The sequence below is a fragment of the Streptomyces sp. C genome (assembly GCF_000158895.1).
Classification (GTDB): domain Bacteria; phylum Actinomycetota; class Actinomycetes; order Streptomycetales; family Streptomycetaceae; genus Streptomyces; species Streptomyces racemochromogenes.
Window position 1 is genome coordinate 166,904 of sequence record NZ_GG657752.1, and the last position, 8,813, is coordinate 175,716.

Sequence of the window (8,813 nt, forward strand, 5' to 3'; positions counted from 1 at the left end):
GGAGGCCGCGGCGGCCGCCGGCGACACCGAGGGGGCACGGGCGCGCGTCCGGCTGGCGGCCGCGCTCGCGGAACATACCGCGGTGCCCGCTCTCGCGGCAGCCGCCCGGGAGGCGGAGCGCCGCACCGGGGCGCACCCGGGCGGGCCCCCCGACGCGAGCCGGCTGTCCCTGCTCAGCGAGCGGGAGCGCGTCGTCACCGGGCTGGTGGGGGAAGGGCGTACGAACCAGCAGATAGCGGCCCGGCTGGACATCAGCGTGAAGACCGTGGAGACGTATATGAGCCGGATCTTCAAGAAGCTCGGGATGAATTCCCGGACCCAGGTCGCACACGTCGTCGGGTTGAGTGCCAATATCCGTTGACTACCGCCGGATGCAAGTGCCACGGGCGGTATGTTTTGTGTATTCCTTTGGCCTTATTCATGCCGAAGCCCCGCCGGTTTCGGAAAAGTTTTTCCGAAAACCAGCGGGGCGAACGGTCCGGCTCTACCGGCGGGGGATCCGGGAGCCCGTGCCCCGGATCATGCCCCCGCGCGCTTGTGGCCTGCTAAAGGATGCGGTTCAGGGGCAGGTGAGCTCCCAGCGGTCGTCCATCGGGCAGTTGACGACCGCCTCGCTCACGCGCAGGTCGGCGAGGTTCTTCGGCGCGGTCACCGTGATCTTGGTAACGGCCTCGGACGCCTGGGCCGCATTGGTCCAGGCCATCCCCCATACACCGAACGCGAGAACGATGGCGGTTGTGGCATTTCGGATGGAAGCGCTGCTCATGTCTAACCCCCGTGTCGACAACTTTTGTTTGCAGGAACATCCTGACCAGCGGACACGGCGGCTCCAAGCCAAAAGGGCATGCGTAAAGTTGCCTGGCAGCAAGTCCTGTCAGCACATGGGGGTGTCAAACGGGATGTCGGGGAGTTCCCTACACGGGGCCGGGTTCGGAGAGTTGGACGACGCGAGTGCGTCCGCCTATCAGCACGCCGTCCTGCTGGGGCGTTTCGTCCGTGCGGAGGTCGCGTCCGCTCTGGGGGTGACGGAGCAGGAGGCCGGCCGGGTGGAGGAGGCGCTCACCACGCTCCGCCTGCTCCGGCCGATGCCCGGCCGGCCGGACGAGCTGGTCCCGGTGAGCCCGGACGCGGCGGCGGCGGACCTGGTGGGACCGGCCGAGGCCGAGATCCGCGAGATGCAGCAGGCGGTGAGCAGCGTCAAGACGCAGATGCTGGGACTGCTGCCCGCCTACTTCGAGACGCGCCGCAGGCGCAATCAGGCGGAGGCCTTCGACGTCATCAGTGACGTGGGAGTGCTCCAGTCGATGCTGGACGAATGGGGTACGCGCTGCCGCGTCGAGCTGCTGACCTCCCAGCCGGGGGGCTCCCGCCGGCCCGGCGCCATGGAGACGGCCCTGCCGCTGACCCTCGACCGGCTGCACCGCGGCGTGCACGTCCGGCACCTGTACCAGCACACCGTCCGCAGCGACCTGGCGACGACCGACTACGTGCGCGCGGTCACGGCCGAGGGCGCCGACGTGCGCACCACGGACGAACTGGTCGACCGGATGCTCATCTACGACCGCGAGGTCGCCTTCCTGCCCGAGCAGCACGTGGAGGGCCGCTCCCCGGGCGCCATCGTGGTCCGCGAGCCCACGCTCGTCGCCTTCCTGTGCAAGGTCTACGACCACATGTGGGCGGGGGCCGCGCCGTTCACCCCGGGGGAGGAGGACGCCACCGACATCGCCGACGACCTCAAGCGGTCGATCATCCGGCTCATGGCGCAGGGCCACAAGGACGAGATGGTGGCCCGCCGGCTCGGCATGTCGGTACGCACCTGCCGCCGCCACATCGCCCGGATCATGGAGGAGATGGAGTCCACCAGCAGGTTCCAGACCGGAGTCAACGTCGCGCTCTACGGGCTCCTCGGCGCCGACTTCTCCCCCTCGGGAGCGGCCGCGGGAGAGGCCGCCGGGCTGGGTACTAGCTGACGGACAGCAACCTGCCAGGCCCCACGGCTGGTTCCCTCCGCCGGACCCCCGGCAGCCTGGTGCCTGCGGCCCCGGCACCCGGCGGGGCCGGAGGGAGGGCCAGCCATGGACACCGCCGTCATCGCCGCGGGACCGACTGCCGCCAGGGCCGCCGCACGGCACCTGGTGCACCGTCCGCAGCCCTGGGAGCGGCACGGCGGTGCCGCCGCGCCGCCCGTGGCGGAGGAGTTCGTCCTGCTGGGCGACCTGACGTCCGGTCATCCGCTGTTCGACGACGGCCCGGCGCACTTCCACGACGTGGTGGCGGCCGCCGACATGCTCCGCGAGGTCGGCGAGTTCATCGGCCGCACCCACTTCCGGGTGCCCGGCAACCGCACGGGCATCTTCTACCGGGTGGGCATCGAGGTCAGTGACATCGGACCGTGGCGCACCCGGCCCGGAGCCGCCCCCGCGCGGCTGGCCACCACGATGAGCGTCCGCCCCGACAAGGTCATCGACGGGGTGCCGCGCGCACTGGAGTTCCGCACCGCACTGGAGATCGACGACGTGCCCTGCGGCACGGGCACCGCGAACCTGGTCTTCCTCGCCCCGATGGTGCACCGCAACCACCGCGAGCACAGCCGGCTGGCCGCGCTCTCCTCGGTCGCGGGACAGGACCGCCCGGCCGCCGCCGGCGCCCCGGTCGATCCCGAGGAGGTGGGACGCCGCGATCCGGCCAACGTCCTGCTGCACGACCCCTCCGGACCCCGCGACGGCCGGCTGTCCGTCGGGGTGTCCGTGCCCCCGCACTGGCTCGGCGAGAGCGCCGCGCGCGACGGGCACGTGCCCGCGCCGGCGCTGCTGGAATCCCTGCGCCAGACGTCCCTGCTCGCCGTGGGACGCGGCCACTGCCTCGAACCCGGGCGCAGCGCCCTCGCCTCGCTCCAGGTCCACGTCCGCGGATACGCGGAGGCCGACCTGCCGTTGCGCTGCGCCGCGGTGACCGGCAGACCGGGACGGGACGCCGCGGGCCGGCGCACGGCACCCCTCACCCTGACCCTCACCCAGGCCGGCCGTACCGTCCTGGAGGCGACCACCGTGGTCGTGGAGGACCACTGACGGGAGCGGACCACCGCCGCCGAGGGCCTGTCGTCAAACTAGGAGGCGTCAGCAGGCGGCGGCCCGCAGCGCCCGCCCCAGGGCCTCGGCGGCCTCGGCGTCGAGCATCGTGGTGATCTCGGTGTCCAGGGTGCGGCCCAGCCCCGCGTCGTACACGGCCGCGCTGACGCAGAACGCGACGCCGCCGACGTCGAGGCCGTACGTGCGGAAGGCCCACTCGGCGCCCGAGCCGGGAGTCCCGTCCGGCCGGTGCACACGGGCCGGCCGGTCGTCCGGCCCGAAGCCGAACTCGGTGAACCGGAACTGCATGCCCTGCCCGATGGCCTTGCTGTAGGCCTCCTTCAGGGTCCACAGCCGCACCAGCCGCGGATTGCGGTCCGCCGGGTCCAGCCCGGTGAGGTGCAGGCGCTCGGCCGGGGTGCAGATGTGCCGGTCCAGGCCCTTGCTGTAGATCTGGCGGTCCGCGAGCTCCGCGTCGACGCCGACGAGCCCGCGCGTCGTCAGGCCCACCAGCAGCAGGTCCCCGGTGTGGCTGAGGCTGATGTCGATCTGGTCGCAGCCCCGCAGGTACGGCCGCCCGGTGGGCCCGTAGGTGAGTTCGAGGTCCGCCGCGTCGGCGTGCAGGGCGGCCGCGGCCGCGTGCTTGAGGAGCCGGCGCGAGGCCGCGTACCGCTCCCGGATGTCCTCGTGCACCATGCCGCTGTAGCGGGCCCAGTCGCGGCCCAGCACGGCGCGCAGCGCCGGCCCGTCGGGGTCCCGGGGGCGCCAGTCCGCGAGGGTGCCGTGCACCAGGGCCGTCCCGTGGGTGCGCAGGTCCGCGCGGACCGCCCCCCAGTCGGTGCCCTCGGCGCGCACCGCGATCGGCTCGCCCGGAGGCAGGGACGCCGGAGCGTTCACAGCGCACCGCCCCGGGGCACGGGCCGGGCGCCGGAGGCGGCCAGGACCTCGGTGTGGATCTGCGCGATGCTGCGGGCCCGCAGCACGGCGGAGACGGGCACGCGGCTCCCCGTCTCCTGCTCGATCAGCATGACCAGCCGGAGCAGGTGCACGGAGTCCCAGGACGGCAGGGCGTCCAGGTCGGCGCGGGCCTGCTCCTCGGTCAGCTCCAGTCCGAGTTCGTCGCCGATCAGGGCGAGGAAGCCCGGGAGATCAGCGGGTGGTTCCGGCAGGCTCATCGTCGTCCCCTCCGAGGCGTGGATCGGTGGTCAGGTGTTCGGGTACGGGGGGCAGTTGGGCCAGGTCGTGGCGGTAGTGCAGGGTGCCGTCGGGGTCCCCGGCGGTCTCGGTGAATCCCAGTGAGGGGTAGAAGCCGGCCGCCCTGCCGTTCTTGGCGGTCGGCCGGTGGCGGGCGTGCACGGCCGGCAGGCCGCGGGCCGCCGCGTGCGCCAGCAGGGTCGCGAGGACGGCCTGCTCGACCCCGCGCGCGAACACCCGGCAGCTGAGCCAGAAGCCGTCCAGGTGGAGCCCGTCCTCCGCGTACCGGCCGAGGACCGCGCCCGCCAGGCCGCTGTCGCCGAACCGGTCGCCGACGTGCACCCCCAGCAGCAGGGCCGCCCGGTCGGCGGCGAGGGCGGCGGCGCGGTCCGCGCCGAGCCGCTCGCCGGTGAGGTTGAACTGGTTGGTGCGCAGCGACAGCTGGACGATCCGGTCCCGCTCGTGCGGCCGCGGCGGCGCGATCCGGACGCGGACGCCCAGACCCCGCAGGTACTCCTCGTACGATCCGCTGCCGCGCTCCAGCTCCGCGCGGGCGGCCGCCTCGTGGTAGCGGGCGGTCCGGGCGAGGTCGTCGCCGGTCAGCCGGGGGGTGTCGAACCAGCCGTCGGCCAGCAGCCGGGTGACGTGCAGGGCCGGTTCGGTGCCCAGCGGCACCACGGCGGCGGCGGGCAGCCGGGCCCGCACCAGGGCGCGTTCGGCGGGGGAGTCGTCGGCGAAGACCAGCGCGTCGGCGCCGATGCCGAGGGCGGCGGCGATGTCGCGCAGGTTGCCGTCCTTGGGCTCCCAGTTGGCGTGGACGCGTACGAAGTCCCGCTCGCGCAGCACCATGTCCGGGTGGTCGCGGAGCACGCCGAGGACCGGAGCGGAATCGTTCTTGCTGCTGACCGCGAGCAGCACCCCCTGGGCGGCGAGCTGCCGCGCCGTCCGCTGCAGGGCCGCGTGCGGCTCCCCGGCCAGGGTGCCGGCGGCGGCCGTGATCCCCTCGGGGCCGTCGTCGCCGAGGATCCCCGCCCACAGGGTGTCGTCCAGGTCCAGGACCAGGCACTTGCGGGTCATGCCCCGGTGGGCGCGCAGCACGTGCACGGCCTCCCGGGCGTAGGCGGCGAGCAGCTGCTCGGTGTACGGGGCGTGCGTGTACAGGGCCAGGCGCGGGTCCGCGGCCGGGCCGCCGTCGGCGATCAGCGGCTCCAGGTCGACCACGGCCACCGTCGGGTGCTCGGCGGCCAGCCGCAGCAGCCGGGCGTTGAACTCCCGCCACACCGCCGCGAGCAGGGCCCGCTCCCGCTGTCCGACGAGCTGCTGGAGCCGGATCCGGGGCAGGGGCAGGGTGTTCAGGACGAGCGGACCCGCGGGGTCCGAGGCGTGCGCGGCGGCGACCGCGCGCAGCCGCTCCAGCAGCCGGGCGCAGCCGGTCTCCACGTCCTGCCAGGTCCACGGCTCCGGGAGCTCGTCGAAGACGGCACCCGCGTCGAGTACGCACAGCGTCAGGTCGGGCCGCCGGCCGCGCAGTTCGCCGCCGTCGAGCAGGTCGCGCAGGTAGGCGCCGTGGTCCCCGGACAGCACCTGGGGGAGCAGCCCGTGCCGGGCCAGCTCGGCGGCCAGCGGGTCGGTGAGCTGGACCAGGGTGGAGTGTCCGGTGACGGCGACCGTGACGCGGGGGGCGTCCGGGTGGTGGGCGAGGACCTCGGCGGCCGGGAGCGCCGCCAGGACCCGGCCGGCCCGCACCAGGTCGGTGCGGACGGCCTCGGGCTCGCGGTCCCCGTGGTCGGTCAGCTCGGCCAGCAGCGGGGCGACGCGGGGCCATTCCGCGGCGAGCCGGCCCGCCCGGCGCAGGGCGCGCAGCTCCCGGACCGGGTCGGGGGGAGCTGCGGGACCCGCGGGCGCGGCGGGCGCGGCGGGCGTGGCGGACACGGCGGGCGTGGCGGTGGTGGCGGGCGTGGCGGCCGTGGCGGACGCGGCGGACGCGGCGGCGGTGGCGGGGGAGGCGGGGGCGGTCATCCGGCGCCGTCCGTCTCCGGGACCCGCTCCAGCGCCAGCCCGCCCTTGATCCACTTGCTGGACTCGACCACCACCGCCAGGGCCCGCTCACCGTCGCCCAGCTCCCCCGCGAGCCGGTCGAGCTGGATCAGCGGCAGGGCGTTGCCGGTGTTCCCGGTGTCCGCCACGCAGGACACCTCACGCAGCTCCGGTACGTCCAGGTGCTCGGTGATGCGGGCCGTCATCCGGCCCGAGAGCTGCGGGGGCAGGACGTAGTCGAGGTCCTCGCGGCACCAGCCGGAGGCGGTCAGCAGCTCCCAGAAGATCTCCGAGGCCATGGCGGGGACGCTCTCCTCGATGGCCTTGTAGTCCTCGAACAGCATCTGCCGGCCGACGGTGTGGCGGGCCACGCCCTGCCAGTCGACGATCTGGCCGGGGGCGCGCCCCCGGCCGGTGAAACGGTGCAGCAGACCGCGTACGGCGATGGCCTCGCCCACGGGCTCCGAGGCCACCACGGCCGCTCCCGCCCCGTCGCCGAACAGCACGTAGTTGACGAGCTCCTCGGTGGGCAGGCTGACCGCCTCGCGCCCCGGGTCCAGGAACCGGTCGGTGACGTCCCCGCCGACGACGAGCCCGGCCCGGTGGCCGCCCGCGAGCAGCGCACGGGCCACGTCCAGCGCCTGCACGGCGCCCGAGCAGCCCGCCTGCAGCTGGAAGGCGGGCAGGTGGCTGAGGCCCAGCCGGTCGGCCACCACCGTCGCGGTGGTGGGCAGCAGGGTGTCGGGCGTGGCGGTGGCCAGGATCAGGAAGTCGAGGTCTGCGGGGGCGAGCCCGGAGCCCGCCAGCGCGCGCCCGGCGGCCTCGGCGCACAGGTCGGCGAGGCTGTGGGTGAGGGTGCCGGTGCCCAGGTCCCAGCAGAAGTGGCGGCTGCGGGTCCCCACGAAGAGGTCGATCCACTCCTCGCTGATCCCGAACACCTTGCCCAGCGTGGTGTTGTCCACCGGGTCGCCGGGCAGCGCGGTGCCCGTGCCCACGACGTACAGGGCGCTTTCGGTCACTGGTGTCACGGTCGTACCCCCACACTGATCCACTCGCCGACGAAGTCGGCCAGGGTGCCCACCGAGCGCAGCGCGGGCAGGAGTTGCTGGACCGCGATGCCGCCGGCCTGCGGCAGCGAGGTCTCGATCCGGTCCTTGAGTTGCATGATCATTACAGAGTCGAAGCCGAGGTCCTCATAGAACCTGGAGTTCCGGTCGACCCGTTCGGGCGCGTAGTCGCCCACCTCCACCACGGCCCCCACGACGGCGGCCAGCACCGGGTCCGCGGACCCGTCGCGTCCGCCCCCTCCCGCGGCGGCCGGCACCGGTCCGGCGACCGCCCCGGCCGGGGTCGCCGCCGGGGCCGCCGCCGGACCCGAGGGGGCCTGCGGGCGGGCCGCCGCGGCGTGCCAGAAGCGGTGTTCGGTGGAGAAGGCGTACGGGGGCAGCCGCTCGGTGGTCCGCCAGGCGGGCTCGTACAGCTCGTCCCACTGCGGCTCCAGCCCGGAGCGGTACAGCGCGGCGACGGTCTCGGCCAGGTCGCGGGCCGTCGCCTCCCTGCCCGGCGACGGGTGCAGCAGCCGGATCCCGTCGGCCAGCCCGGACCGTCCCGCCAGCTGGACCAGCTGCGGCGCCGGGCCGATCTCCACGAGCGCGGTCGGGGCGGTCCGCGCCACCAGGTCGGCCAGCGCGTCCGCGAACAGCACCGGCCCGGCCGCCTGCGCGGCCCAGTAGGCACCGTCCATCGGCTCGTCGGCCAGCAGCCGCCCGTACCGGGTGGAGGCGAGGGGGATGCGCGGCGCGGCGGGCGTGATCCCCGCGGCGGCCGCGGCCAGCGGCTCCAGCACGGGATCCATCAGCGGCGAGTGGAAGGCGTGCGGGACGCCGACCGCACGGCAGTGCGCACCCCGCCCGCGCAGCACCCCGGCGACCCGTTCCAGCTCCGCCAGTCCGCCCGACAGGACGGTGTTCCGCGGGCCGTTGACCGCCGCGAGGGACACCCCCCGCCCGGGGTCGAGGAACTCCTCGACCGCCTCCCGCCCCGCCCGCACCGCCAGCATGCCGCCGCCTTCCGGCAGCGCGTCCATCAGCCGGGCCCGCTCCGCGACCAGCCGGGCCGCCTCCTCCAGCGTGAGCACCCCGGCGCTCACGGCCGCCGCGAACTCCCCGACGCTGTGCCCGAGCACGACGTGCGGCCCCGCGCCGAGGTCGCTCAGCGTGGCCGCCAGCGCGTGGCCGACGGCGAACAGGGCGGGCTGCGCCCACCGGGTCCGGTGCAGGGCCGGATCCCCGCCGAGGAGCAGGTCCCGCACCGAACCGCCCAGGTGCGGGGCGAGCGCCGCGTCGGCCTCGTCCAGCCGGCGCCGGTACAGCGGCGACTGCCGGTACAGGGCGGCCGTCATCCCCGGCTCCTGGACGCCCTGGCCGCTGAAGAGGAACCCGATCACCGGCGGACGCCAGGCCCGGTCGGCGATCCCGGCGGCCAGCCGCCCGTCCTCGGCCGCCGCGCGCAGCG

The 8,813-nt window shown here is 74.9% G+C and carries 9 protein-coding genes; 3 read left to right on the plus strand and 6 right to left on the minus strand.

All coding sequences use genetic code 11. From position 1 onward, the window contains the following. The coding region (locus SSNG_RS36990) for a response regulator transcription factor (RefSeq protein ID WP_206731442.1) at window positions 1-361 on the plus strand (361 nt) is incomplete at its 5' end. A gap of 198 nt (window positions 362-559) precedes the next feature. Here the strand turns inward: SSNG_RS36990 and SSNG_RS42820 are convergent. Further along, the gene (locus SSNG_RS42820; RefSeq protein WP_165365101.1) at window positions 560-703 is read right to left on the minus strand and encodes a hypothetical protein; all 144 of its coding nucleotides are present in this window, start codon (window positions 701-703) and stop codon (window positions 560-562) included. Between the two features lie 235 nt (window positions 704-938). On the opposite strand from SSNG_RS42820, the gene SSNG_RS36995 reads away from it, so the two are divergent. Then, window positions 939-1,970, plus strand: a complete 1,032-nt coding sequence (locus tag SSNG_RS36995) for a LuxR C-terminal-related transcriptional regulator (protein WP_007269117.1) — start codon at window positions 939-941, stop codon at window positions 1,968-1,970. A gap of 105 nt (window positions 1,971-2,075) precedes the next feature. Then, window positions 2,076-3,068 carry an AfsA-related hotdog domain-containing protein gene (locus SSNG_RS37000; protein ID WP_007269118.1) on the plus strand — a complete coding sequence of 331 codons (993 nt, stop codon included), beginning with the start codon at window positions 2,076-2,078 and terminating at the stop codon, window positions 3,066-3,068. Window positions 3,069-3,116: 48 nt separating this feature from the next. Here the strand turns inward: SSNG_RS37000 and SSNG_RS37005 are convergent, their stop codons facing one another. From SSNG_RS37005 to SSNG_RS37025, 5 genes are all read right to left on the minus strand, one after another. Beyond that, window positions 3,117-3,965, minus strand: coding sequence for a 4'-phosphopantetheinyl transferase superfamily protein (locus SSNG_RS37005; RefSeq protein WP_007269119.1), 849 nt, complete (start codon window positions 3,963-3,965; stop codon window positions 3,117-3,119). Further along, the gene (locus SSNG_RS37010) at window positions 3,962-4,243 is read right to left on the minus strand and encodes an acyl carrier protein (protein ID WP_007269120.1); all 282 of its coding nucleotides are present in this window, start codon (window positions 4,241-4,243) and stop codon (window positions 3,962-3,964) included. Before SSNG_RS37010 ends, SSNG_RS37005 begins: the two co-directional genes overlap by 4 nt. After that, window positions 4,218-6,281 carry an HAD-IIIC family phosphatase gene (locus SSNG_RS37015; protein WP_128637678.1) on the minus strand — a complete coding sequence of 688 codons (2,064 nt, stop codon included), beginning with the start codon at window positions 6,279-6,281 and terminating at the stop codon, window positions 4,218-4,220. The genes SSNG_RS37010 and SSNG_RS37015 overlap by 26 nt, the downstream gene beginning before the upstream one ends. Next, on the minus strand, window positions 6,278-7,318 hold the full coding sequence (locus tag SSNG_RS37020) for a 3-oxoacyl-ACP synthase III family protein (RefSeq protein ID WP_128637679.1): 1,041 nt from the start codon (window positions 7,316-7,318) through the stop codon (window positions 6,278-6,280). Before SSNG_RS37020 ends, SSNG_RS37015 begins: the two co-directional genes overlap by 4 nt. 5 nt (window positions 7,319-7,323) lie before the next feature. After that, the coding region (locus SSNG_RS37025; RefSeq protein ID WP_129593443.1) for an acyltransferase domain-containing protein at window positions 7,324-8,813 on the minus strand (1,490 nt) is incomplete at its 5' end.